The organism is Kosmotoga pacifica (assembly GCF_001027025.1).
Taxonomy (GTDB): domain Bacteria; phylum Thermotogota; class Thermotogae; order Petrotogales; family Kosmotogaceae; genus Kosmotoga_B; species Kosmotoga_B pacifica.
In genome coordinates this window covers 598724-624347 of record NZ_CP011232.1, presented here as the reverse complement: position 1 = coordinate 624347, position 25624 = coordinate 598724, and the positions used below count along the sequence as shown (strand labels likewise).

General features: G+C 41.0%; 24 protein-coding genes. 20 read left to right on the top strand and 4 right to left on the bottom strand.

Going from position 1 to position 25624, the window contains the following annotated elements; translation table 11 throughout:
- Positions 1–18: 18 nt before the first annotated feature.
- From tilS to panC, 20 genes are all read left to right on the top strand, one after another.
- Positions 19–1413 carry a tRNA lysidine(34) synthetase TilS gene (gene tilS, locus IX53_RS02985; protein ID WP_053001118.1) on the top strand — a complete coding sequence of 465 codons (1395 nt, stop codon included), beginning with the start codon at positions 19–21 and terminating at the stop codon, positions 1411–1413.
- On the top strand, positions 1364–3316 hold the full coding sequence (gene ftsH, locus IX53_RS02980) for an ATP-dependent zinc metalloprotease FtsH (RefSeq protein ID WP_420811583.1): 1953 nt from the start codon (positions 1364–1366) through the stop codon (positions 3314–3316). The genes tilS and ftsH overlap by 50 nt, the downstream gene beginning before the upstream one ends.
- The gene (locus tag IX53_RS02975) at positions 3313–3708 is read left to right on the top strand and encodes a thioesterase, FlK family (protein ID WP_047754090.1); all 396 of its coding nucleotides are present in this window, start codon (positions 3313–3315) and stop codon (positions 3706–3708) included. The genes ftsH and IX53_RS02975 overlap by 4 nt, the downstream gene beginning before the upstream one ends.
- Positions 3695–5194 (top strand): B12-binding domain-containing radical SAM protein, encoded by a 1500-nt coding sequence (locus IX53_RS02970; RefSeq protein ID WP_047754089.1) that lies wholly within the window; start codon positions 3695–3697, stop codon positions 5192–5194. The genes IX53_RS02975 and IX53_RS02970 overlap by 14 nt, the downstream gene beginning before the upstream one ends.
- Entirely contained in the window at positions 5163–5882 is a 720-nt protein-coding gene (locus IX53_RS02965; RefSeq protein WP_047754088.1) for a response regulator transcription factor, read from the top strand. The genes IX53_RS02970 and IX53_RS02965 overlap by 32 nt, the downstream gene beginning before the upstream one ends.
- Positions 5883–5891: 9 nt before the next feature.
- Positions 5892–7136, top strand: a complete 1245-nt coding sequence (locus IX53_RS02960; RefSeq protein ID WP_245612776.1) for a sensor histidine kinase — start codon at positions 5892–5894, stop codon at positions 7134–7136.
- Positions 7133–8434, top strand: coding sequence for a pyrimidine-nucleoside phosphorylase (locus tag IX53_RS02955; RefSeq protein WP_047754087.1), 1302 nt, complete (start codon positions 7133–7135; stop codon positions 8432–8434). The genes IX53_RS02960 and IX53_RS02955 overlap by 4 nt, the downstream gene beginning before the upstream one ends.
- 9 nt (positions 8435–8443) lie before the next feature.
- On the top strand, positions 8444–10120 hold the full coding sequence (locus IX53_RS02950) for a phosphodiester glycosidase family protein (protein WP_047754086.1): 1677 nt from the start codon (positions 8444–8446) through the stop codon (positions 10118–10120).
- 17 nt (positions 10121–10137) lie between these two features.
- On the top strand, positions 10138–12207 hold the full coding sequence (gene fusA, locus IX53_RS02945; RefSeq protein WP_047754085.1) for an elongation factor G: 2070 nt from the start codon (positions 10138–10140) through the stop codon (positions 12205–12207).
- Positions 12208–12300: 93 nt separating this feature from the next.
- The gene (locus IX53_RS02940; protein ID WP_047754084.1) at positions 12301–12579 is read left to right on the top strand and encodes a DUF503 domain-containing protein; all 279 of its coding nucleotides are present in this window, start codon (positions 12301–12303) and stop codon (positions 12577–12579) included.
- An 11-nt stretch (positions 12580–12590) separates the two neighbouring features.
- Positions 12591–13844: a hypothetical protein gene (locus IX53_RS02935; protein ID WP_047754083.1), complete on the top strand. Its 1254-nt coding sequence runs from the start codon at positions 12591–12593 to the stop codon at positions 13842–13844.
- Positions 13807–14421, top strand: coding sequence for a bis(5'-nucleosyl)-tetraphosphatase (symmetrical) YqeK (gene yqeK, locus IX53_RS02930; protein WP_047754082.1), 615 nt, complete (start codon positions 13807–13809; stop codon positions 14419–14421). Before IX53_RS02935 ends, yqeK begins: the two co-directional genes overlap by 38 nt.
- Positions 14396–15115 carry a hypothetical protein gene (locus tag IX53_RS02925; RefSeq protein WP_047754081.1) on the top strand — a complete coding sequence of 240 codons (720 nt, stop codon included), beginning with the start codon at positions 14396–14398 and terminating at the stop codon, positions 15113–15115. Before yqeK ends, IX53_RS02925 begins: the two co-directional genes overlap by 26 nt.
- Positions 15116–15121: 6 nt before the next feature.
- Complete coding sequence (locus IX53_RS02920) at positions 15122–16276, top strand: LCP family protein (protein WP_047754080.1); 1155 nt, start codon at positions 15122–15124, stop codon at positions 16274–16276.
- Positions 16273–17373 carry an ABC transporter permease gene (locus IX53_RS02915; protein WP_047754079.1) on the top strand — a complete coding sequence of 367 codons (1101 nt, stop codon included), beginning with the start codon at positions 16273–16275 and terminating at the stop codon, positions 17371–17373. Before IX53_RS02920 ends, IX53_RS02915 begins: the two co-directional genes overlap by 4 nt.
- Complete coding sequence (locus tag IX53_RS02910) at positions 17366–18028, top strand: ABC transporter ATP-binding protein (RefSeq protein ID WP_053001116.1); 663 nt, start codon at positions 17366–17368, stop codon at positions 18026–18028. Before IX53_RS02915 ends, IX53_RS02910 begins: the two co-directional genes overlap by 8 nt.
- Positions 18025–18981 carry a GAF domain-containing protein gene (locus IX53_RS02905; RefSeq protein WP_047754078.1) on the top strand — a complete coding sequence of 319 codons (957 nt, stop codon included), beginning with the start codon at positions 18025–18027 and terminating at the stop codon, positions 18979–18981. Before IX53_RS02910 ends, IX53_RS02905 begins: the two co-directional genes overlap by 4 nt.
- Positions 18982–19096: 115 nt before the next feature.
- Positions 19097–19474 (top strand): DUF3783 domain-containing protein, encoded by a 378-nt coding sequence (locus tag IX53_RS02900; RefSeq protein WP_047754077.1) that lies wholly within the window; start codon positions 19097–19099, stop codon positions 19472–19474.
- A gap of 38 nt (positions 19475–19512) precedes the next feature.
- Positions 19513–20358 (top strand): GNAT family N-acetyltransferase, encoded by an 846-nt coding sequence (locus IX53_RS02895; RefSeq protein WP_053001115.1) that lies wholly within the window; start codon positions 19513–19515, stop codon positions 20356–20358.
- A gap of 11 nt (positions 20359–20369) precedes the next feature.
- Complete coding sequence (gene panC / locus IX53_RS02890; RefSeq protein ID WP_047754076.1) at positions 20370–21230, top strand: pantoate--beta-alanine ligase; 861 nt, start codon at positions 20370–20372, stop codon at positions 21228–21230.
- Here panC and IX53_RS02885 read toward each other — a convergent pair.
- The 4 genes from IX53_RS02885 to dprA are packed head-to-tail and all read right to left on the bottom strand — an operon-like array spanning position 21227 to position 25573.
- Entirely contained in the window at positions 21227–22315 is a 1089-nt protein-coding gene (locus IX53_RS02885; protein ID WP_047754075.1) for a cyclic nucleotide-binding domain-containing protein, read from the bottom strand. The two genes, panC and IX53_RS02885, sit on opposite strands and share 4 nt — an antisense overlap.
- Positions 22316–22363: 48 nt before the next feature.
- Positions 22364–23587: an acetate/propionate family kinase gene (locus tag IX53_RS02880; RefSeq protein ID WP_047754074.1), complete on the bottom strand. Its 1224-nt coding sequence runs from the start codon at positions 23585–23587 to the stop codon at positions 22364–22366.
- A 17-nt stretch (positions 23588–23604) separates the two neighbouring features.
- Complete coding sequence (fba, locus tag IX53_RS02875) at positions 23605–24549, bottom strand: class II fructose-1,6-bisphosphate aldolase (protein ID WP_047754073.1); 945 nt, start codon at positions 24547–24549, stop codon at positions 23605–23607.
- A 52-nt stretch (positions 24550–24601) separates the two neighbouring features.
- Complete coding sequence (dprA, locus tag IX53_RS02870) at positions 24602–25573, bottom strand: DNA-processing protein DprA (protein ID WP_245612750.1); 972 nt, start codon at positions 25571–25573, stop codon at positions 24602–24604.
- Between the last annotated feature and the right edge of the window lie 51 nt (positions 25574–25624).

Sequence of the window (25624 nt, the reverse complement as noted above, 5' to 3'; positions counted from 1 at the left end):
GATTTAGGAAGTGATTTAATGACTTCCAGTTTTGAGAGGAAAGTACTTGAGTTTATCAAACAGTATGAAATGATAGAACCCAAGAGTAAAATTCTCATAGCTGTATCGGGTGGCAAAGATTCTATGGCCCTTCTTCATTTTCTTTCAAAGCACACCGATCTCTTCGATTGTGAGATAGTTGCTGCAAACCTGGATCATGGGTTAAGAGGTGCGGAAGGTAAAGTGGAAGCTCAAATGATCAGAAAATACTGCAGCGAAAGAGGAATTCCCTTTTATCATGAAAGGATCGATGTTAGAAAATTCATGGAAGAAAATCGCGAGTTTTCACCTGAAGAAGCGGCGAGGTTGAAGAGGATGGAATTTTTACATCGCATAAGAGCATCTGTTGGCGCCGATAAGATTGCCGTTGCCCATCATCTGAACGATTTGGCTGAGACGATTCTTATGAGATTGGTTCGCGGAACAGGGATAAAAGGGATCCTTGGTATGAAGCCTATTGATGGTATGATCATCCGCCCGTTCTTATCTGTGACAGTGCAGGACATCAAAGATTATGTTACAATTAACATGATTCCATTCAGCAGTGATAAAACCAACACTGTTGAAGATTTTGATAGGAATTACATCAGGCTAAAAGTCATGCCGCTTTTGAAGAAGCTAAATCCAGCATACGAAAAAGCTTTTTGGCGTTTTTTTGTGAACACTTTTGAAACGTTTATGATATTGGAAAAGAATGTCAGGAAATTGCTAAGTGATACACACTGGCGTGAAGGTCAGGCATTGATAAAGAAAGAACTGTTGATGACTTGCGATTGGCCTGTCACAGCGGAGTACGTTCGAATTATCGTTCAGCGCCTTTCGGCAAGGCACTATCCACCCAGTAGAGAACGAGTCATGGTCTTTAAAAAAATGTTAGCATCACCTAAAGGGGGCTGGAAAATTCAGTTCCCTGGTGGTGTTGATTGTGTACATGAAGGCAGTTATATACGCTTCTATAATAGCTCATCCATTGTTGAGCCTGAAGTACTGCAGATCTCAAACATTCCGTTTATGGCTGAGTTTGATTTTGGTAATGTGATAATTGAAAAGGCACATGATATACCTGACAACGTTGATGGAAGCTATATGGCTGTCTGTCCGGTTTCAACAGTCAAGTTTCCACTGTTTTTAAGGGGAGCGAAAAAGACTGATAAAATCATACCCTTTGGTTTGCATAGTAAGAAAGATGTAGTAACACTTGCGGCTCACAAGGCAACCCCGGATGTGTTCCTCAACCTTATGGTACTAGAGGATAGTGAAGGCAGAGTTCTTTGGATTCCAGGGGTTAGAGCAAGTGAATTTTGCAGAAGCATTGACAGAAAGGATGAATTTCTCCTCTTTAGGTTCGAAAGGAGGTCAACAAGTGGAACGTAGACCCAAATTAGGAATGATTCTATTTTATTTTCTCTTTGGGATTTTTCTCATATTGGCCCTTAGAGGACTCTATCCAAGCACTGAAGTAAATACAGTCGAATATAGTGAGTTCATTAGAGAGCTTGAATTGAACAACATAGATGAACTTGTAGTTTACGATGATGGTCGAGTCGTGTATTCGAAATTTGTAAGCGGTAAGCCTAAATCTTACCAAACATATGTCTCACCGCAGACACTTTCCACAGACAGATTTCAGTCACTCATAGATGATCTGGTACAGAAGGGTGTAGAGGTAAGATACGAAAAAGGTAACGATTCCATGTTCTGGGTAAACCTTCTCGGCACAATCATCCCCCTCGCAATAATCGTTTTTATCTGGTTTTTTGCCATGCGCTCTCTGTCTGGAAGGAATTCACAGGCTTTCAGTTTTACCAGAAGTCCAGCTAAAAAGTACATGTCCACCGGAGATAAAGTAACTTTTAAAGATGTAGCAGGTGTAGATGAAGCAGTTGAGGAATTGAAAGATGCAGTCAGCTACCTGAAAGATCCAAATATATTCACGGAAACGGGCGCAAGAATGCCAAAAGGGATACTTCTCGTTGGACCTCCCGGAACTGGTAAAACATTGTTGGCCAAAGCTGTTGCGGGTGAAGCAGATGTTCCCTTCTTCTATATTAGTGGCTCTGACTTTGTTGAACTCTTTGTGGGTGTTGGTGCAGCCAGGGTTCGTGATCTTTTTATTCAAGCTAAGGCTAATGCTCCATCGATAATATTCATTGACGAAATCGATGCTGTCGGAAGGCACAGAGGTGCCGGTCTTGGTGGAGGTCATGACGAAAGAGAGCAGACGTTGAATCAGATTCTCGTTGAAATGGATGGATTCGACACAAAAACGGGTGTTATTGTTATGGCAGCCACAAACAGGCCGGATATCCTGGACAGGGCTCTCCTGAGACCTGGCAGGTTTGACAAAAAGATAACCGTTGATCCACCTGATGTTAAGGGTAGGGCTGAGATTTTGAAAATTCACATGCGTGGAAAACCGATAGATCCGGACATCGATGTTTGGTTATTGGCAAAAAGAACACCGGGCTTTGTTGGAGCTGACCTTGAAAATCTGGTCAACGAAGCGGCTATACTCGCGGCAAGGCACAAGAAGAAGCTAATCGGTATGAAAGAATTCGAAGAAGCTATTGATAGAGTCATTGCCGGACCTGCAAGAAAATCTAGAATAATGAATCCAAAAGAAAAGCGTATAGTTGCTTATCATGAACTCGGGCACGCACTGGTTGGTCTAGCGTTACCAAATGCATACTCTGTTCACAAAGTGACCGTTATTCCTCGTGGGACAATGGCCCTTGGTTTTACTGAGAGTCTTCCGGCGGAAGATCGGTATCTCAACTCTAAATCTGAAATGCTCGATAATCTCTCGCAGATCCTCGCTGGAAGAGCTGCTGAAGAGATTGTATTCGGTGAAATAACCACCGGTGCTGCAAACGATCTGGACAAGGCAACAACCATCGCCCGAGCGATGGTTTGCCGTCTTGGGATGAGTGAGAGACTTGGTCCCATAGCCTGGGGACGTGAGGAAAGTGAAGTATTTCTTGGCCGTGAGCTCACTCGGATGCGGAATTATAGCGAAGAAATTGCGAGTGAAATTGACAACGAAGTGAAGAAAATAATTCTTGATGCGTATGATAGGGCAAAGGAGATTATTGTGAAGTTCAGAGACAAACTCGATAAAGCCGCTGAGTATCTTATGGAGAAAGAAACCCTCACTGGAAAAGAACTGGCAGAAATACTTGAACTGGTTGAAGATGGAAACTACTATCGTGAACCCGAAATAGAAGTAGAGCAAAGTACTAAAGAAGAATCCAATGAACATAAGAGGGAAGAGGCATGAAACTAGAAGAACTGAATGGACGAAGTTTTTCTGCATTACTAGAGACAGAAGACCCGGAACTTTTATGGAAGGAACGGCCTGATATTGAGGGGCTGAACCTCCTGTCAACTAGTGGCATACAAAAGTTATTATTGATAGCTTCACGAGAAATCTTGAGCCCATTTGAATCAGAATCTGAAGTATTTGTGGTTACATTCATTCAGCTAGAGCACAAAGATGTTGCGTTGGTAAAACGATATGTGAATCTCGAATTTACGACTACTGTTAATGGAAGAAATGTGATATTTGAAGGAACGGTTGAACAGGGTCATTCCGTTGTAGCCGAGTTCAAACTCATAAGACGAAAGATAAGCCTTGAAAGTATCGGGAGGAAACTTAGTGAGAAAGCCTAGGAATTCAGAAACATGGCGGGAATTCAATAAAGTCCTGGCTTTCAAGGAAACTGAACTTTTTCTTGAAAAGGTTGATTTGAATGGTTCACTCGAGATCGCGTTGATTTATCCAAATGACTATGAAGTAGCCAGTGCGAGTCTATCGTTTCACCACCTGTACGAAAAGTTTAACAGTTTACCCAACGTGCGGTGTGAGAGGTTCTTTTACAATAGGGCGTTCAAGAAGTTTTATTCACTCGAATCTTTTAAGCCCCTTGATGAGTTTCGCATATGGGCGTTTTCAGTGCATTTTGAACTTGATGTATTAAATCTGATTGATATATTGCTTAGCTACAAAATACCGCTGTTTAATGAGCAAAGAAATAGTTATCATCCGGTGGTGGTCATCGGAGGTGCGTTGACTTATTTTTCCAACACTTTGTTGGGTTTGCTTGGTGATGTGGTTCATTCTGGTGATTTGACAACGGATTTTTTATCGATCTTGGGGTCTTTGACAGGTAAGGAAAAACGCGATGAAATAATTAGAGCTTTGAAGGAAGATCCTCATGCTGTCAGGGGTGAAGCTTTCTCTCCTGCGATATCAAATGAATTGTCCAAAAGCGTATTTGTAACGAACAAAGCGGCTTTTGGTTCACGATTTCTCCTTGAAATCGGAAGAGGTTGCAAAAGAGCTTGTAAATTCTGTGTTGCCGGTTATACTTTTGGCAAAGATAGATATCTTCCCTTTGAAGAGTTAAAAAGGGTAGTAGACAGTATCAAGACCCGTGTCAATAACATCGGACTCATAGCAGCCACCGTTACCGATTATCCATGGTTAAAGGATGTGGTAGATTATTTTAACAAGGAAAAGCTGGGTATAAGCGTTTCCTCTTTGAGGCTCGATGCCCTTTCAGAGGAGCTGCTACTTTTATTAAAGAATTCTGGTCAGACTCAATTTACTATTGCACCTGAAGGAGGAAGTCAGAGAATCAGAAATCTATTTTCCAAGGGGATTTCAGAAGAACACATCTATAGGACTCTTGAAATGGGTGTCAAGGTGGGTTTCAAGCATATCAAGTTGTATTATATATACGGAGCGGTCTTTGAATCACCAGAAGACAGAAAGGAAATAGTTAAACTGATATTAGATGCAAAAAAGATGGGATATTCACAAGTAATAGCCAGCTTGAATCCTCTTATACCTAAACCCGGCACACCCTTTGGAACACTACCGATGGAAGATTTTAATGAGCTCAGAAAGATCGAAGCTGAACTCAGAGACCTTTTGAATGTCAGAGGTGTAAAAGGTGATTTCGAGAGTTTGAAAGAATCCGTTATGCAATTCAGTATTGCGAACATGACTCGAGAACAAGCAATTGAGTTTCTTACAGATAAATACTCAGCGCAAAAGAGAAAAAGATACCTTCTGGATTTAGCGAAAAGAATTAATTCAACGCGAAAGGAGTGGGAAAAGAATGGCCAAGAAAAACATTCTTGTAATCGATGACGAACCTTCCATAGTCGAACTCCTGACATTCAACTTAAAAAAGGAAGGTTACGACGTGTTCAAAGCCTATGATGCTGAAGAAGCATTGCGTGTATCCGAAGACAACGAAATCGACATGTTCATTGTCGATATAATGCTCCCAGGAATGGATGGCTTTGAGCTCGTCAGAAACTTGAGGAGCTCTGAAAAGTATAGGCAAACCCCTGTTATTTTCCTCAGTGCCAGGAGCGAAGAATTCGATAAGGTACTTGGGCTCGAACTGGGTGCGGACGATTACATAACGAAGCCCTTCAGTGTTAGAGAAGTACTTGCCAGAATCAGAGCCGTTTTTAGGAGAATCCAGCAGAGTATTCAGGCGAAAGAAGAGAGACCGAAGAAAATCACAGCTAGAGATCTTGAGATTGATACGGAGAAATACGAAGTTAAAGTGCGAGGCAAATTGGTGAGCTTAACCCCTCTCGAGTTTGAGCTTCTGAGATTCCTTGCTGAGAATGAAGGAAAAGTTTTTAGCAGGGATGTGCTTCTCGATAAGCTGTGGGGGTATGACTACTATGGTGACACAAGAACTGTCGACGTGCACATCAGAAGATTGAGAACAAAGATTGAAGAGGACCCTTCAAATCCCAAATATATTATGACTGTTAGGGGAAAGGGGTACAAGTTCAGAGACCCAGGAAAGGAAGACTGAACGTTGATAGTGGCATTGGTGATAATGGCAGCGCTTTCAGCGCTGCTGTTTTTCCTCTTCTTGCGTTGCAGGAGTGTGCTCAATAGGTATCTTAAGATCAAGAAACGAGTTGCTCAATTAGCGGGGATCGATGAAAGTGTTGAAGTTGTAAGTATTTATGATGCGCTCAGGAGGCTTATAAAAGAAAAAAACAGAAAAATCGAAGCGCTTACCGGAGAAATAGAATACATGAGACACGTGCTGGATAACCTGAGCGAGGCCCTTTTTATTGTGGATGGATCGGGAAAAGTAGAGTATGTTAATAACGCTGCTAGGAGCGTTGTAGATACACCCGAAATTGTCGGTAGAAAATTTACTGATGTACTCAATAATTTCTTTATAGGTGACTTGTACGATGAAGTCATCGAAACGAAAATATCTCAACGTACCGAAATTACCCTTTTCGGCCAGAAAAGAGAGTATTATGACTGCGAGATGATTCCTGTCTCTTATGCTGATGAGAATCGTGTTCTCTTGATACTAAGGAATATCACAAAAGAGAAACAACTGGAAGCGATCAGAAGGGAATTTGTGTCGGACGTTTCACACGAACTAAGAACACCACTAACGTCAATACACGGATACGCAGAAACCCTGTTGAATCATGACCTCAATGACACTGAGACCGTTCAACGCTTTTTGAGCATCATTGAAAAAGAGTCGGCGAGGATGACCAGATTGATCAACGATCTTTTGGATGTCGAAAAACTCGAATCGGGTGATGCTCAATTCAATATCGAAGACATAGAACTCTCAGAAGTGGGGGAATACGTTCTAAGGATCGTCGGTCCACTCGCCAGGGAGTTGGATGTGGAAGTGAAAGAAGACTTCGAAAAAGGTGTATTTATTGAAGGGGATTTTGATAGACTTGTTCAGCTCATGCTCAATCTCGCAGATAATGCAATAAAGTATACATCTATCAAAGAACATGGTCCAAAGGAAGTTTGGTTGAGAATATACGCTTTAGCCAACTATGCGTTTATCGAAATTGAAGACACCGGAATAGGTATTCCTGAAGAATCACGGAAAAGAATCTTTGAAAGATTCTTCAGAGTTGACAAAGCGCGCTCAAGAAAAATGGGAGGTACAGGTCTGGGATTGGCCATTGTCAGATTTATAGCCGATAAGCTCAACGGCAAAGTTGAGCTGGAGAGTGAATACGGTAGTGGCACTACCTTCAGAGTAAAATTTCCGCTAAAGAAGGTGATAAGATGAGGATTTATGACATCATATTGAAAAAAAGAAACGGTTATCCCAATACAAAAGAAGAGTTGCAAGCTCTCATTGAAGGCTATGTGAAGGGTGATGTGCCCGATTATCAAGTTTCTGCATGGCTTATGGCGGTCTATTTTAATCACATGACAGCGGAAGAACGTTCTGACTTAACCGAAGTGATGTTAAATTCTGGAGAAAAGATCGACCTTTCACATTTAAAGGGAGTCAAAGTGGACAAACATTCCACCGGCGGTGTTGGAGATAAAGTTACACTCGTTCTCGGTCCGATTATCGCTTCGCTTGGTCTAACTTTTGCAAAACTTTCCGGCAGAGGACTTGGACATACCGGTGGTACTATAGATAAGTTGGAAGCGATTCCAGGATTTAGGACAAGCCTGGAAAAAGAAGAGTTCTTCTCGATAGTCAACAGAGTCGGAATGGCAGTCGCCGGTCAAACTGCAAATGTTGCACCTGCCGATAAGAAGCTCTATGCGCTGAGAGATGTAACGGCAACTGTCGATGAAATTTCGCTTATAGCATCCAGTATAATGAGCAAGAAGTTAGCCGTTGGTTCAGATATCATCGTTCTCGATGTGAAGACAGGTTCAGGCGCTTTTATGAAAACTGTTGAAGACGCCCGAGCTCTCGCTCAAGCTATGCTGGATATAGGAAAAAGACATGGGAGAAAGATATCAGCAGTTGTAAGCGATATGAATCAACCGCTTGGAACCATGGTGGGAAATGCATTGGAAGTAAAGGAAGCGATTGAAACACTTAAAGGGAATGGTCCTGCGGATCTTTTTGAACTTTCCAGAGTTATTGCAGAGAGAATGGTTCTCCTGGCGGGGATAGCTGACTCGGCGGAAGCTAAATCTATGGTTCATGAAGCTGTTTTTTCAGGCAAAGCGCTGAAGAAATTTGCTGAGTTCGTGCAGGCTCAGGGTGGTGACCCGAAAGTAATCGAAGAACCCGAGAGTGTTCTTCCAAAATCGCGCTACGAATTCGAAGTTAGGTGTCCCACTGAAGGATACGTTAAAAATATTGATGCTCAAGAAATAGGGATTTCGGCAATGATACTCGGTGCAGGACGTGAAAAAAAGGATGATCATATTGATCCTTCGGTTGGAATTAAAGTGTTGAAGAAAATTGGTGACAGGGTAGAAAAGGGCGAACCTATTGCTGTTATATATGCAAATGATCTGGACAAGTACGAGAGAGCAAAAGAAAGGCTTCTTGAAGCTTATGAATTCTCTTCGATAGAAACTTTGAAGCCGAAATTGATATACGAAGTATATTGAGGGCTTGAAATGCGCAAAAGTTTTCTATTGCTTCTAATATTGTTTCTTTCTACCCTGCTCCTGTCAAAAATCGTTCTCTTCTCTTATGCCGGGAATCTTTATTGGTTCCCTAAAAGTGTGTTACTAAAAAGTGGTAATAGAGATTTCATTTCAATCGATTTCGTAGACAAGATATTGAAGGATAGTATAATTTCAAGATCTGCAAGCGGGAGAGAAGTTTTTATAATGCTACCTGAAGGGAAAATGCTATCTCTCTACGCGGATACCGGGAAAGCTGTTTTGGATTTCAGTGAATCTTTTGATGATGTGGTTATATCCAAAGATTCTGAAATTTTTCTCGATTCAAGTTTCGTTTGTTATTTTTTAAATCTAGCACAGACAGAAACTGAAAAAGCCATTATTTTCTATGACAGTCCTTTTTATCTAAAAAATATAAGGAAAACAGAAGAGAACGTTACTCTTGAGTTCGATCGAACCATACCTGAAGAGGCCCTGAGTTACTGGCATACTGAGACAGGAGCGCTGATAATAACGCTTAAACCTGTTGTACTAGATACGACAGCAGAAACTGATATCGAACTGTATAATGGGAAGCAATCTCTAAAATTCTTTCTGGATGGTAGCAGTGAATGGTATCAGGCTTACCCTCTATTCGATGGAAATAGAATTATCATTCAAAAGTCGTCAGGATGGGGAAAGGTGTTATCTAGCTCTTCTGGCGAAGGATACAAACTGAGCAGCATCGAGGGTATTGTATCCGGTAGAAAGTTCGTGGTGACCGCTCTTGAATTCAATCCAGATAATTTTGAGATCAAACTGGCATATGGAGGGGCAGGGATTCCCTCGGTCAGGGACATACGTGAAATTGCAAAAAATAACAAAGCTTTCGCTGTTATCAATGCAGGTTATTTCGACCCATCCAATAATCACCCTATTGGTTTACTGATCGACGAAGGCGAAATCGTTAGCCTGCCAACGCTGGGTAGACCGATATTTTTTATAACCCGTGATGGAAAGATGGGTATATCGCGGATGGATGTTGACTTTTTTTTGAAAACCAATGGAAGGAAAGTCAGAATAAAGGGGGTTAACACGACTTATAAAGGTGAACTCCTTATTTACAATGACCATTATAGTGGTATTGTGCCTTATTATGAAGACTTTGTGTATCTGGTTATTAAGGATGGCATAGTTGTAAGTAAAGGCTATAATGAAAGAGTGGAGAACAATACATATACTCTCCTGATCTCTCCGACTGGCCTCGAAAAAACCGGTAAAATAAGTACTGGTCAAAAAGTTGAGTTTGAAATATACAACAGTTACGGGTATGAGCTCAAGTTTGCTGTTGAAGGAGGACCTCTTGTAATCCACGATGGAAAACCGGCAAGCGATTACGAGAGAAATTTCTATAATTCTTCCATACTGGATAATAGAGCACCGAGGACCTTTGTTGGTATAACAACCCGGAGAACCATTGTGTTCATGGTTGTGGATGGATATCAGTCGAAGAGCTATGGATTAAGCTTTAAAGAAATGATAGAATTTTTCTCAGATAAGGATTTTTCTTATTTGATGTGTCTGGATGGTGGGCGCAGCTCAGCAATCGTTGTTGAGGGCGAACTGTTGAATTCACCTTCTTCCGGGGCGCCTATCCTTCCTGTTGCCATAATGATAGATCATAAATAGTTTTGGAGGTGGAGTTTATGGACAAGATCAGTCCCCAGGACAAACGAAATGTAGTACTCTTGGGTCATCACGGCTGTGGGAAAACTCATTTAGTAGATTCCATTCTTTTTACTTCCGGGAAGCTTGATAGAACCGGTGTTTTCGTCACTGATACCGAAGAAGTGGAAAAGAACAGAAAAGCCAGTTTTTCTCTTGGAATTACTGGTTTAAGCCATAAGGGTGTAAGGATAAATTTGGTGGATACTCCCGGCATGGCAGAATTCCACGCCGAAACGGTTAATGGCCTCTATTCTTCTGAAAACGTCCTGACAGTTATCAATGCTGTTTCAGGTATGGAGATTATGGCGGAAAGGTTCGGGGTTGTCGCGAAAGATTTGAACAAGAGCATAATGGTATTCTTCAACATGATGGACAAGGATCGCGCAGGTTATGAAGCCGCTCTCGAAGAGATAAGAGAAGTATTCGAAAGAACACCTGTCCTTCTTCAGTTACCTATCGGAACCGCTTCCGAATTTAAAGGTGTAATCGATCTGGTCGAGGAAAAAGCGTATATATACGAAGGGGACAGCGGTAAGTTTTCTGTAGGAAACATTCCTGAAGAATTGAAAGACGCTGTTGAGGAAGCAAAAACAAAGATGATAGAGGATATAGTCGAAACTGATGAAGAGTTGATGGAAAAATATTTCGAAGGAGAAGAGATCTCGACAGAAGAGCTGAAAAGAACTCTCAGGAAAGCCTATGTTGAGAATCAGATCGTACCGGTTCTTCTTGGTTCCGCCTTAAAGAACATCGGTATAAATCTTCTTCTTGATACCCTCGTCGAACTTGGAAAAACTCCCGAAGAAGCTGAACCCTGGACAGCTGATCTGCTGAGTGGAGATGAAGTTACCGTTAAACCACTAGAATCCGAGCCATTGGTTGGATATATTTTCAAATCTTCAGTAGACCCCTTCGTTGGCAAGATTACTTTCATCAAGATCATCTCTGGAACTCTTAAGCAGGGTGATTCTTTCGTGGTGGTGAATCAGGAATCTACTGAAAAAGCTGGACACATACTCATCGTTGATGGAACAAAAGATATTGAGATTTCTGAAGCTACCGTTGGGGATATCATCAAGCTCGCAAAACTCAAAAAGAGTGCTGTAGGAGATACCGTGACTCACAAAGATCGCCAGTTAAAGCTCAGACTTCTCGAATGGCCGGAGCCAATGTTATCAAAATCTGTGCAACCTAAGTCTAAGTCAGATATTGACAAAATTAGCAACGGTCTTTCGAGACTCTCAGAATCAGATCCCACCTTCATCTGGGAGCACGATGCAGAAACGGGTGAAACTGTCATCTCCGGCCTTGGTGGAGTCCACCTTGATATCATGGTGGAGAGATTAAAGAAACTGTTTTCTGTGGATGTTGAAGTTGGCAAACCTAAGATCGCTTACCGTGAAACTATAAGAAGGAAGGTCACTGCTGAGTATAAGCATAAGAAACAGACCGGTGGTCATGGACAGTATGGTCATGTTCAGATAGAGATTGAACCCCTTGAAAGAGGGGCAGGATTTGAGTTTGTCGACAAAATTGTCGGTGGTGTTATTCCGAAGAACTATATTCCAGCAGTTGAAAAAGGCATAAGGGAAGCCATGAAAAAAGGTGTTCTGGCTAGCTATCCAGTTGTAGATGTTAGAGTTACCCTTGTTTATGGGTCCTATCATGAAGTCGATTCATCCGATATGTCTTTCCAGATAGCTGCCAGTCAGGCCTTCAAAAAAGGTATGCAAGAAGCAAATCCCGTTATTCTTGAACCGATCATGGATGTTGAAATATTTGTACCGGATGAAAACGCCGGTGACGTTATGGGAGAAGTCACTTCGAGAAGGGGTAGGCCCATGGGAATGGAGTCTGTTGGAAAGGGACTGAGCAAAGTTATGGCGCAGGTACCTTTGTCAGAAATGCTGGACTTCTCCAGTAAGTTAAGCTCCATCACCAGTGGTAGAGGCTATTTCACGATGAAGTTCTCAGGATATCAGGAAACTCCACCTGATGTTCAACAGAAGGTAATCGTAGAAAGGCAGAGGGAACTAGAAGAAGAGTAATGAATTCAAATGAATAAGGGGGCGATAGCCCCCTTTTTTTGAAATCATGAACCATGGGAAAGGATTAAAAGTCTGAAGCAAGAAGGGGATTTTATGCATTTTGGTTACGAAAGCTATCTGATAAAACTCTACGGTGTTAAGTCTCTTAAAGAGAAGAGAAGCATTTCAAGAAAACTCTTGAATGAATTACGAAAGTCTTTCAATGCTTCCGTCATCGAAAGCAATAGGCAAGATTCAAAGGATTGGCTGGAGATATCCGTTGGAATGTTAGCCAACTCTCGAAAAGAATTGGAATCACTCTTTCAGAGTGTTGAAAAAAAGATAATAGGAGGTGGGTTCGATATTGCGAGCATAAGCACCGAAATATGGTGAGGAGGGATAACATGAAAAAAGTATCAGTGTTATTAATTACCTTTTTGTTTATGGCAGTCTTTCTTCAGGCTGCTGAAAAGTTGTATGTTTTTAGTGATTTTGTGATTATCGTTGGAGAAGCTACACCGACTTCGAAAAATATGACGATTGAAATTCCACTGAATGCGGAAGTAGAATGGCAGAGTTTTCTCGCGACCGGTTTGCCGCAGAATACTCAAATTACCTTTGAAAAAAAAGATGATCTGAAAAGTCTGTTTGAAAAAAATGTTGGAAAGACCATTATCTTCAAATTTCCTTGGGACGAAGAAAAGAAGATGCTAGTGGTCTCGCCACTGCCAGTACTAAGAGATCTGAAAAAAGGAACACTTTATTACAAACCTGAAGGGTACCCGATTTTTATTGACACCGATTATTATCCTATGAATCGATTCATGCTGTATTTTCCAGAATTACCTAAAGAAAAGATTTTTTACTCGTACATGATCCAAAACGGAAATTGGGAGGCTGAATATCTGATAAGGTTCGATGAATTAAGTAGAATAACGGGTTATATGAGTATCAATCTTGGGTTTGACCCAAAGGAAAGAGAGACATATGTTGTAGCGGCTGACATTCAAAAACCCGTACTGAGTCCATTTATAACCAGGGGGATTTACAAAACTGAAGCTCTAAACTATGTCGAATCACCTGAAGAGAAGTCTCCTGATTTCATTCTCTATCATCTACCTGTAAAGCCCCTGACAGGAGTGACAAAGATTGCCTTCCTTTCCGAAGAGATAACGCCGATTAAGAAATATATATACCGTCCCAGATTCACTGGTGTATTCACAGGTGTCTCCATAGATTATGAAATCAATGAACTTCCATTTGATTTACCAGCTGGAAATGTTCAAATATTTGATGGAGAAAGATATTCGGGTTATACCTTCATAAAAACCCATGTTAAAGGAGAGAGTTTGAAATTAACCAATGTTGCCAAATCCCTTGAGTTGATGGCAAAATCTATTGATTCATTTACAGGAAAGACTTACAACACTCTGAAGTACAAAAGACTTTACACATTGAAAAACGCCGGTCAAATCTCGCAAACTGTTATCATCAGCGATTATCTTTCCCTTAGTGTGATAAATTATACATTGCATATCGATGGCGTTGAAACAAAAATTGAGGTAAAGGAAGACGGGAGCTTTGAAATTCCTGTAACCGTTCCAAATAATGGTGAGGTGAATGTTGTTCTTGACTATTCATTACCGAGAAATCGATAAAGTAAGTAAAATTGCAAAAGAACTCTGCACTACCAATAGAATAAAACACATAGAAGGGGTTGCAAACTTTATTCAAAAATTAGCCAGTATTCACAGTCTCGATCAAAAGAGCTGCATGATGTTAGCCTGGGGACACGACCTCTTTAGGGACTTTAATGAGGAGGGCTTGTTTAAGCTTGCAGAAGCCTTTAACTATCGACCTAACGCGCTGGAAAGAGACAACCCAATATTATTGCATGGGAAAATAGCCGCTCTTTATTTAAGAAAGATTTTTTGTATTGACGATGACATTTTTCAGTCAATTTACTGGCACGTATCCGGTCATCCAGATCTCCCTGTAATCGGCAAAGCCTTGTTAATAGCTGATATGGCTGAAGAAAACAGAGATTTTCCGGAAGTTAATATAATCCGTAGAAGTGCATTTTGTGATCTGGAAAAAACCTTTATAACCGTGATAAGATTGAAGATGATATGGGCATTACGAAACAACTTATACATTCTTCCTGAGACCGTGACTGCGTGGAATCGGTTATTAGTTGGGGGTGTTACAGATGGCTACCATAAAGATTCGGAATAGGAAAAACAGGAGCAGCTATGGTATTGCTATCACACTTCTGGTGATAGTGATACTCGTAGTGGGGGCAGCCTATTTCTATTTTAAGATCTCGGCGATACAAAATAGTGAAGAAGTCCAAGCAGAAAAAATCGATTATTTGATCCATATCACGGATCCAGAAAATCCTGTATTTGTTCTCTTGCGAAACAAGAAAGGATACGGGAATATTGTTCTGGAATTGCCAGAATATCTTGCCTTAGAACCTCTTGAAAAATCTTTGACGGGTACATCCCTCGACGAAATAAAGAAACTTCTTGACAGCTGGCTGGGAATCAGCAGTGATGAATATTATTACTGGGAAACAGATAAAGATGGTATCAGAAGTTTTGCTTCAAAACTCGGATTTAGTGCGGAAAGCTATCGAGAATTGCTAGATAAACTCTCCAGAAGGGGGTTCAAGTTTCTCGATTACTGGAGGCTGAAGGATTATGTTGCCGCTATTGAAAAATATGATAATAGCGCGCGTATTTCAAAAGCAGGACTTGCGGCGATGTTACTGAGGTTAAGAGATGAAAATCTAAGGTATTTTGAAATATCTGTAATTACAAAGCATCCCATTGAAATAAAAACCTCAGTCTCTGGAAAACCGATTAAGAGGTTGTATCTTGAAGAAAAATCCCTCGAAGACCTTATGTCTCTCTTTGAGGAGTGGTAATCTTTAATGTCTTTGAGAGCTACCCTGATTTCTCTAATTATTACATTGCTATTTCTCCCGGTGCTCCTTCTTCAATTGGTTGCAGCTAACGCCTACATGGAATTCAAAACAGCAGGGTCTCCAGGCTTCTTTTTGCTGCTTGGTACTGATTCTGGCGGGAAAGATTCAATAGGTGGAAGAACAGACTTTATTCTCGCTCTAAGATCTGGAACTACAGGGATTGAAGCCCTTAGGATTCCACGGGATTCCCTTGTATTGTGGAATGGAGAGCAAATAAAGATAAATTCCCTTTTAAATCGTTTTGGGATCGATGCCGTAAAGAAAAGTATAGAAAACATACTGAAAAGTCATTGCTTTGGTTACATGATTGTAGATTACGAAACGGTGGTTCATTTGACTGATTATGTAGGTCCCGTGGTTGTGGAAGTATTAAAACCAATGCATTATGACGATTTTCAACAGGATCTACATATACACTTCGAGCCGGGAATCTACGAACTTGCTGGTAATGAACTTCTTGGGTACTTGAGGTATCGATACGATGCAACAGGTGATCTGGGAAGGATAGAAAGACAGAAAGAAGTCATGGTGAAACTACTTGAAAACCTCAAGAAATCGTCATTTTCAGATATGTTAAAAACCGCAGTGTTTTTCATTAGAAATTCCGAGATAAAATTCGAACTTGCGAACACTCTGGAATTTGCTAAAAGAGTTTTGCATAGTGGTTTTGCAGTAACTTTCAGTACCCTTCCATATCGTTTAGATGAAAAAGGAAACGTTATTATTTTAACAGAACAACGTGAAGACATTCCCCATGAGCCTAAAGTGTTGGTCATAAACAATATCCCGGGCTTTAGATCATTTTCGGAAATTGTTAAGGGACAATGGCTTGTCAGAACCGGCCTTCATATCGATACGATAGATGAATGGATTCCAAACCCCTATATTGCAATAAACGAAACTCTCATATTCATAAACAACCCAAAAGACGAAATTTTAGAACTTTTTGGTGCTGCTCACCCACTACATAAACCGTCTGTATTCAGGACATATGAACTCGAAGGATTGAAAAAATATTTCTCAGTTTTGGAAGCGTATTCAATGAACAAGCATTACTTTACAGATTATGATTACGTTGTCCTGCTCGGGAGTAAAAGATGAGAAAGATATCATTGGCGTGGAAGCTTTCAAAAAATTTTGCTTTCAAAGAGAAGAAACATTTTGTGATTCCAGTGTTTGCGATTGGTATCGGATTCGCAGGACTTATGGTCGTGCTCGCTGTAATACACGGCTTTGATGCCCTTTTACTGGATTCGCTCACGGGATTTTTCCCCCACTTGCTTGTGGATAGTGACATAAAACCTGTTGAAGATACCAATGAGTTTATAGCTGTGTTCAGAATTGGGATGTCCGAGGGAGTTCTTTCAAATGGTAGAGATTTTAAGGGTGTGATCATCTACGACACCGATCAGGTTGGGCTCAACTTTTTTTCGAAGTTCATAGTTTCGGGGCGTTATCCTGAAGCGGGAGAAGTCCTGTTAGGATCCAGGCTATCCGAGAATATGAATCTTGAACCTGGCGAAAAAGTGAATATAACGCGTGTTGTTGATGGTAAACCCGTATCTACGGAAAAGACGATTTCAGGGATTTTGAGAACAGGTATTTATCAATTTGACTCTACAATCTGCATCACGAGAAGCAGAGACGGTTCGTTTTGGGCCGTGTATTTGGATGATCCGCGAAATGCAGAGAAAGTCAGGATTAAGCTCGAAAAGGAATTGACAGGTGACATATACACATGGACCGAGCTCAACGGCAGTTTTGCGAAAGCTGTGAAAATAGATGAGTTCTTTGCTCTAATAATCACCTTCTTTGTAGTGCTCCTATCTGGCTTTGGAATAATGAACGCGACGTTATATTCTGTGCTGACTAGAAAACACGAAATAGGAATTTTGAGTTCCATGGGGCTATCTCCCGGTTATATAGCGTTTGTATTCTGGCTGCAGGCGATTGTTGTTAGCTTTATTGGTTTATTGATCGGTGCGGCGCTTGGTGGGGTATCTCTGCTGATCATTTCTAACATAAGGATTCCGCTTCCACAGGATGTGTTTTATGCGACTTATCTACCCGTACAGCTAAAATTGACAGACATATTTTTCGCCATAGTTTTTGAATTCTTTTTGGTTACTATGTTTTCTCTAATGCCAACAAGGTACATCGGGAAGATCGACCCCACAGAGGTGCTCAAATATGAATGATATGATACTTAGTGCAGAAAATATTGTTCATCACTATGGTACTGTGAAAGTCCTTGAAGGTGTGGAACTGGACGTAAAAAGAACTGAAATCATTGGTATTTTTGGGAAATCAGGTTCGGGTAAATCCACGCTAATAGCAATACTTTCCGGTTTAATGAAACCCACTTCTGGTAAGGTTGTCATCGACGACATCGAGGTATACAGTTCCTTCAGTTCCATCTTACAGACGAGAAGATATATGGGAATAGTCTTCCAGCTCCGGAATCTTCTCAAAGAATTGACTGTCGCAGAAAATTTGCAGGTCGCTTCACTGGCCAGAGGATACAGGATGAATTCCGAGAAAATTGATGAGTTACTCTCTGAGATGGGAATCTCACATCTGGCGCAGCGTTATCCTTCTGAGTTATCGGTAGGAGAGCAACAGAGGGTGGCAATAGCGCGTGCACTAGTGGGAAATCTCAAAGTTGTTTTCGCCGATGAGCCTACCGGGAGCGTTGATGAAGATAACAAGAAATCCATTCTCAGACTTTTCCACAAAGTTAGGGAAAAAGGCATTCCACTATTACTCACCAGCCATGACAGTGAAACACTTAAAATTTGTGATAGAATTTTCGAGCTTAGAAGAGGTAAGCTCAAGGAGGTTTCAACGATATGAGGAGTATATTGAGGGATTTTTCGGAGGAGTTTTTCACGATTCTGAGCTTTCCTAAAGAGAAATGGTTTTCTTTCTGGCTGGAGCACAGAAAGGATCATCCCAGGATATGGGAAGAGTACCTCATGAAAAACTCCTTGAATGAAAGAGATGTCGAAGAAACGTTATCTCATTTGGAAAGACGAGAACTGGACAGACTTTATCATGAATGGCAGATAGTTCAGGCGGGGATTAAAAGTAAGGTTCTGAAGAGTCTTAAGGGGCTTGCTAATGTTCTGGATTTATCCAGAGAGGATTTTGTGGTTTATTTGATGGTAGCTCTTGGTAAAGCAGATAGAATATTCGTTCCAACTTCTAGGGGACATGTTATCATGATCGATTTGCTTTCGCTTTATAGAAAAGGGCTTCTGAAAAACGCTGATGAGCATATCATAGAAAAGATGAAGGAGTTCAGAGCATTCTCAAAGTTGGCGGTTTTTAGCGGAGCGACTGACGAAGAAAAAAGCATGAGATTTGAAAGGCTTTACGAAATGTTGAAAACGGAGTTGTCCCCCCTCTCTTTCGAAGAAGCCATGAAAACGATTGTTCGGTTACTGGATCATTACGTGGAGTATTATAACTGGACGGGTTTTTACCTTGTTGACTCTGAAAAGCAACTCGTTCTGGGACCTTTTGTCGGCGAACCTACGGAACATGTGAAGATCAGCTTCGGTCGAGGAATCTGTGGACAGGCTGCTTTGACAAAGGAGACTTTCCTTGTACCTGATGTCAGCAAAGAAGAAAATTATCTGAGCTGTAGCGAAAAAACAAAATCTGAAATAGTCGTTCCTATCATTGATGGTGATGACGTTATAGGTGAAATAGACATAGACAGTCACCATGCAGACGCATTTTCTGGTCCAGATGAGGAATTCTTGAAGAAAATCTGTCAGTTATTGCTGGAAAAGAGGGAATAAACTCGAAAAACTAGAAAAGCACTCTTCGAATACGGCGGTAAACACAGACTACATGATAGAATTAAAGTGATAAATGGTTATGGCGGATTGTGGCATAAATGGAGGTAAAGTTGAAATGAATGAGCAGAACGAATCTATTGCTTTATACTATACAGAATTTGAAGGAGAAAAAGAAATCATTGAAAAAACGTTTGTTAACTACCGTACAATCGATTGTATGGGACACGAAAACGATAAGCTCGAGCACATCATAAGCGGTCGTCATCCAAAAGAACCTGGAACCGACGAAAAAATAAAAACGAAGGGGTATTCTTTCTTGATATTTCATGGTTTTGAAAATAAAGAGATCATTGAGATACTGAAGTTCATACGTAAAGTGACACAAAGGCCCTGGATATTCGCAACCACTACAGAAAACAACATCAACGCGAAATTCAAAGACCTGATTGAAGAACTTATAATCGAACATGAAGAGATGCACAACATAAAATAACCTTCTCATAGAGAAGGATAGAGAGGCGTGAGAAGATCATGGAGAAGCAGTATGTAACAGTCGAAGAAATTTCACGTATTGAGCTTCTCAACCTGATGAATGAAGCCTTCAATGACTATGTTATGAGGCTTCACTGGGATCTTGAAAGCCTCGAAAGAGACCTGATTGAAAATGACATCTCCCTGAAAGATTCAGCAGTGCTTAGAGTCGCTGGGAGAAATGTGGGCTTTTTTCTTGTCGGATTTCGAGGTTCCACGTGTCGTATAGGATTGATGGGCGTGTTGAGGGAGTTTAGAAGGAGTGGTCTTGGGCTTGAAATGCTGGACAAGATTGTGGATAACTGTAAATGGAAAGGCATCAGCAGAGTGATCCTCGAAACTCCTGAGGAGGATGTTATATCTCAGAAATTCTACAAGAGATATGGATTTCGCATCAACAGGGATTTGGTATCTTTATTCAGTTCCCTTTCATCCAGTAAAGATGAGAGAATTATATTAGAATCGTTACCCCTCAAAGAGGTTCAAGAAATTGCTGTAAAGGTTTCGAACAGATTCAACAGAGAGCACAACTGGTATAACGATCCCAGAGTGTTATCGCATTTGAAATACAACAGCTTTTCTGGTATCAAAAAGGATGGAGAACTTCTCGGGTATTGCATCTGGAGTCACAGGGACAATATCGCATATATCATGGACTTTGGCCCCGCGGTTGTAGTCGAATATAGCGAACTAGTGAAATATATAAAGCATGCTTTCAGCGGAAGCTATGAAAGTCTTCTCATTCCATGGGTGCCTACAAACGATATCACTTTTTCTGTACTGACTAACAATGGTTTCAACAAATTGACCACACAGAAGGAAATGGAACTTCGGTTATCCCATTGAGAGGTGATGATGTGAAAGTAATTCGAACCATTCAAGAAATGAGAAATATAGCAGTCAGACTTATACATAGAAACTCAACACATGGTTTTGTGCCAACTATGGGTTATCTTCATGAGGGACATCTTTCTCTTGTTAAAAAGGCGAAAAAAGATAACGAAGTGGTCACTGTTAGTATTTTCGTGAACCCAACTCAATTTGGGCCTAATGAGGATTACCAGAAATATCCGCGAGATGAAAAACATGATCTTTCGCTTCTTGAGAAGCTCGATGTTGATTATGTTTTTATTCCAGATGTCAGGGAAATGTATCATCACGATCATTCCACTTATGTGTTCGTTGAAAAGCTAACAGAAGGTCTTTGTGGTGAGAGAAGACCTGGGCATTTTCGGGGAGTCACAACAGTAGTAGCAAAATTATTCAACATTGTCATGCCAACGAGAGCGTATTTTGGGCAGAAAGACGCCCAGCAATTTAGGGTAATCAGGAGAATGGTCAGAGATCTCAATATCCATGTAGAATTGATAGAAATGCCAATAATTAGAGAACCTGACGGACTCGCCATGAGTTCGAGAAATATTTATCTGTCGCCGCAGGAACGCCTCCAAGCAACTTTCATATACAAGGCGCTTCAGAAGGGTAAAGAACTCATAGATGAGGGGGTTTTTGATACTCGAACCATTAAAGAAGAGATGAAACAAGTACTCAGTTCTGGAGAACTGATAAGAATAGATTATGTGGAGATCGTTGATGAAGAAAACCTCATCCCGCTTAAAGATGTGAGGAGCGCCACCAACAAAAAAGTTCTTCTCGCTGTTGCCGCATTTCTTGGAAAAGCTAGATTGATCGATAATGTAATTGTGGAACTTGATTAGTCTTTGTTTAGCAGTTCTCTCTCGTATGAGAGCAGATGTTTCAGCAGTTCGACTCCTGCATCGGGGAGTTCGAAAATTACCGTCTTAAAAAAGCTCTTCTTATCTATGACGATTACCTTTGAACCAGTTCTTGCCATGAGAGTTGAATCAGATTTCGAATTCGTAAGAATATGAAGTTCTCCAAAAGTGGATCCAGGTGGCATATCGATCAGTTTGAAAAATTTGTTTCCGTGTTTTTTGGTTATCCAGAAATTGCCTTCAAGTATGAAATAGATATTGTTAATTGTTGCGCCCTCTTCAACAAGGGGCATGTCGTCATTTATTTTAATGATGTTTTCAGAGTTTTCATTAACAACCTTCTCAAAAAAGCCTTCTGGATATGTCGGTGTTCCCTTAGTGAGGATGAAAGCTGTTTCGTTGAGCTCAAAAGCACTGAAGAGCTTTCTAACATAGTTTGAAACTAGATCTTTTGAACCGTTTAATAGACTGATCAGAAGTTCTGCAGCGTTATCATAATTTGAAACATTCAGCTCACCAAGGGCAAGATACAACTTTACTGGTCTTGAAAGAGGAGAGTTTTGATACTGCTTCAGATAACACTTCAGATTTTGAATTGCCCCTTCAAAATCCTTTTTTTGAAGCTGTTTAACAGCTTTTCTATAAAGGGGTTTCTCGCCGAATAAAAGAGGTGGATAGCTGCTCAACAAGAATTGCCTCTTTGAGACGAGGACAGCCGTTATGTCTTCTATAGACTGAAGTCTATCTCTCAATTCATCATCAAAATATGATAACTCTTCAACAGCTTTTATTAAAGCCCTTTGTAGTAACTTTGGATGCTTTTTGATGAACTCCAATATTTCTTCCACAGTGCCACAAATCAAAGACGTGGAGCCCACCGAATAAACATCACCTGTTGATTTTCCCGAAACAACACTCACGGGGTCTATTATATCCCCCGCAATAAAAATACGATCAGAACCATTGTGTTTCAAAATAGCCCCGCCGGATTGGATAATATAAGCGCAACTAACTTCTTGACCCTGTCGAGCGATCTTTTCATCAGGGTTGAATTTCACTTCTTTCACAAAGACAACTCCTTTTCTAAAAATCAGCACCCCTATCGGGGCGCTGCATTACCAGAGTTTGAGTTCATTGAGGTTCTTCTCAACAATCTCCTTCGTATCGCGAGCGATGACCAGCTCTTCATTGGTGGGGACAATGAGCACCTTTACCGTTGAATCGTGGGTCGAAATGATCTTCTCACAGGCTTTGCAATCATTTTCTTTTTCGTCAAGCGTTATTCCCAGATATCCGAGATATTTAGTAACTACATTTTTTCTGAGGTAAGGACTATTCTCTCCAACGCCTGCCGTAAAGGAGATGGCATCAACTCCATTCATGGCAGCTGCATAGGCACCAATATATTTAGCGATCCTGTATTCGTATATGTCATGAGCTAATTTACAGATGGGATCGCCTGCAATAGCACCATCCTCGATCTCTCTCATGTCACTGTATTGCCCACGTGTCAGGCCCAGCACACCGCTTTTTTTGTTGAGTATCTCAGTGATTTCTTTTGGAGAAAGTCCTTCCTGTTCTTGTAAGAACGGAACAATAGCGGGGTCAATATCGCCAGATCTGGTTCCCATTATGAGACCTTCAAGGGGGGTAAAACCCATGGAGGTATCAATAGATTTCCCGTGTTTCACTGCAGCGATGGAAGCACCATTTCCGATATGAACTGTGATTATTTTAAGCTCTTCTAAGGGCTTTTTCAAGATGACTGCTGTCCTTGCCGCGACATAACGATGGCTTGTACCATGAAATCCATATCTTCTGATTTTGTATTTCTCGTAATATTCATAAGGAATAGCGTATAGGTAAGCTTTGGAATCCATGGATTGATGGAAGGCAGTATCAAAGACTGCCACTTGTGGGACGCCGGGCAGAAGCTCCATGGTAGCCTTTATGCCTTGAATATTCGGTGGATTGTGTAATGGAGCGAGGAAAGCGTTGGCTTCAATCTCTTTAATAACTCTGTCAGTGATCCTTACAGAAGAAGCGAAGAGTTCTCCACCATGAACGACCCGATGTCCTACAGCGTCGATTTCAGAAGTGTCTCTGATTACTCCCATTTTTTCGTCGATTAGTGTCGAAATAATCAGGTTGAGTCCTTCCTTATGGTTTGCAACATCCCTGTTTATCTCATACTTATCTGCGCCCTTTTTGTGTTTCAATCTGGAGCCGGGTATACCAATCCTTTCGAGAAGTCCTTTTGCTAGAGCAGTTTCATTATCCATTTCAAGCAACTGGTACTTGATAGAGGAAGAACCACAGTTAATAACCAGTACTTTCACAGAATACACCTCCAGAATCAGGCTTTATTTGCACAATCGAGTAATCTCATTCGGTCTTTTATAACTTTCTTTACGTACTCTTTTGAAGTTTTGAAGTATTTTCTCGGATCAAATTCGGCAGGATTACCTGCAAGGAACTCTCTTAAGCCTGCGACAAAGGCCATTCTGAGATCAGTATCCGTATTTACTTTGTTTATGCCATACCGGACAGCCTCTTTAAGGATTTCAGACGGTACACCCTTAGCTCCTTTGAAATTGGCGCCATACTCCTCCGCTAACTTCACTATTTCTTGTGGAACACTCGAGGCTCCATGAAGCACAAGAGGTTTGTTAGTGAGATTTTTGACCTTTTTAAGCCTATCGAAATCGAGCTTTGCAGCTCCTTTGAATTTGAAAGCACCATGACTCGTACCTATTGCCGGAGCAAGAAAATCAACACCAGTCTTTTCAACAAATTCAGCCGCTTCATCGGGATCAACTAACGCGGCTTCATGTTCTTCGACTATGACGTTATCCTCGATTCCCACGAGTCTGCCTAGCTCGGCTTCCACTGAAACACCAACACTGTGAGCAATTTCAACGATCTTTTTCGTTATCTTAAGGTTTTCTTCGAAAGGATATTCCGAGGCGTCTATCATTACGGATGAATAGCCTGCTTTTATGGCTGCCATAATAAATTCGAAGTGTTTTCCATGATCTAAGTGCAATGCAACGGGTATATCAATGGTGTCGGCGTATGCTCTTACCATGTCGACAAAGAGTTTTGCTCCCCTCAGAATGTTTCCATTACCAGCGTATTTAATTGCTCCTTCAGATGTTTCGATTATCACCGGTGCCCTCTCTTCGAGGCCAGCTTCAATGATTACCTGTAAAAATTCGAGGTTATTGATGTTTAAAGCTGGTACAGCATAGAATTCCTGACTCGCCTTTTCGAGAATTTCCTTTGTATTTACGTATGCCATGTATGCATCCCTCCTCCTAAAGATTATAACACTGGAAAAACTGTTCTCAATATTATGGTGAAAGCTGCCATACACCCTGGTCTTCTGTTATAAACCCCTTCAATTGCAGGTCTAGTAACTCTTCTACGAGTTGACCATATTCAATCCCTGTAGCCAACAATAGTTGATTGAAATCCATTGGACCTGTTTCTAAACTGTTCAAAACAGCGGAATCAGGGTATTCCTCTTTAAAGATTGTAGTGGAAAAATTAGGGAACTCCTCCAGAACATCTTCGATTCTGGTTATTAACTTGGCACCGTTCTTAATCAACCAATTGGTCCCTTCGGAATTTTTTCGGGTAATATCACCAGGAACGGCAAAAACATCTCTGCCGTTTTCCAATGCCAACTTAGCTGTTATTAAAGAGCCACTCTTAATTGCTGCCTCGACAACCAGAACCGCTTGAGAAAGACCCGCGATGATCCTGTTCCGCCTTGGGAAATTTTGTTTCAATGGAGGGGTACCGGGCAAAAATTCGCTCACAATACATCCATTATTGGCTATACGAAGGAACAGTTCTCTATTACTCGAAGGATAAATAACGTCGATACCAGTTCCAAGAACAGCTATGGTCCTGCCACCGGAGTCCAGACTCCCCTTGTGGGCAGCAGCATCAATCCCGGCAGCCAAACCACTCACTATGACCAATCCCTTTTCATCAAGCTCTTTTGCTAATTTTTGTGCCACATTTATTCCATACGCTGTCGCCTTTCGCGAGCCAACGATGGATATCGCCGGTTCTTCTAGAAGCAGTTTTTTTCTGCCTTCGAAAAAGATTACGGTGGGAGGGGAATAGGAGTTTCTTAAGATATCGGGATACACTTCATCGAGATAAGTGATCAGGTGATTTTTGTACTTCTCAATGTACTTCTCTACCTGAGAAATATTTGAAAGCATCTTTTTTTGCTTTTTTTCGGTTAGAAAACTGATTCGGCTTGTTAAAAGTTCTTTCAAGCCGATACCCTCATATATTAACTTTTCCATTTCCTTTGTGGTGAAATCACCTGAAAGAGCAATTAAAGCATATTCAAATCT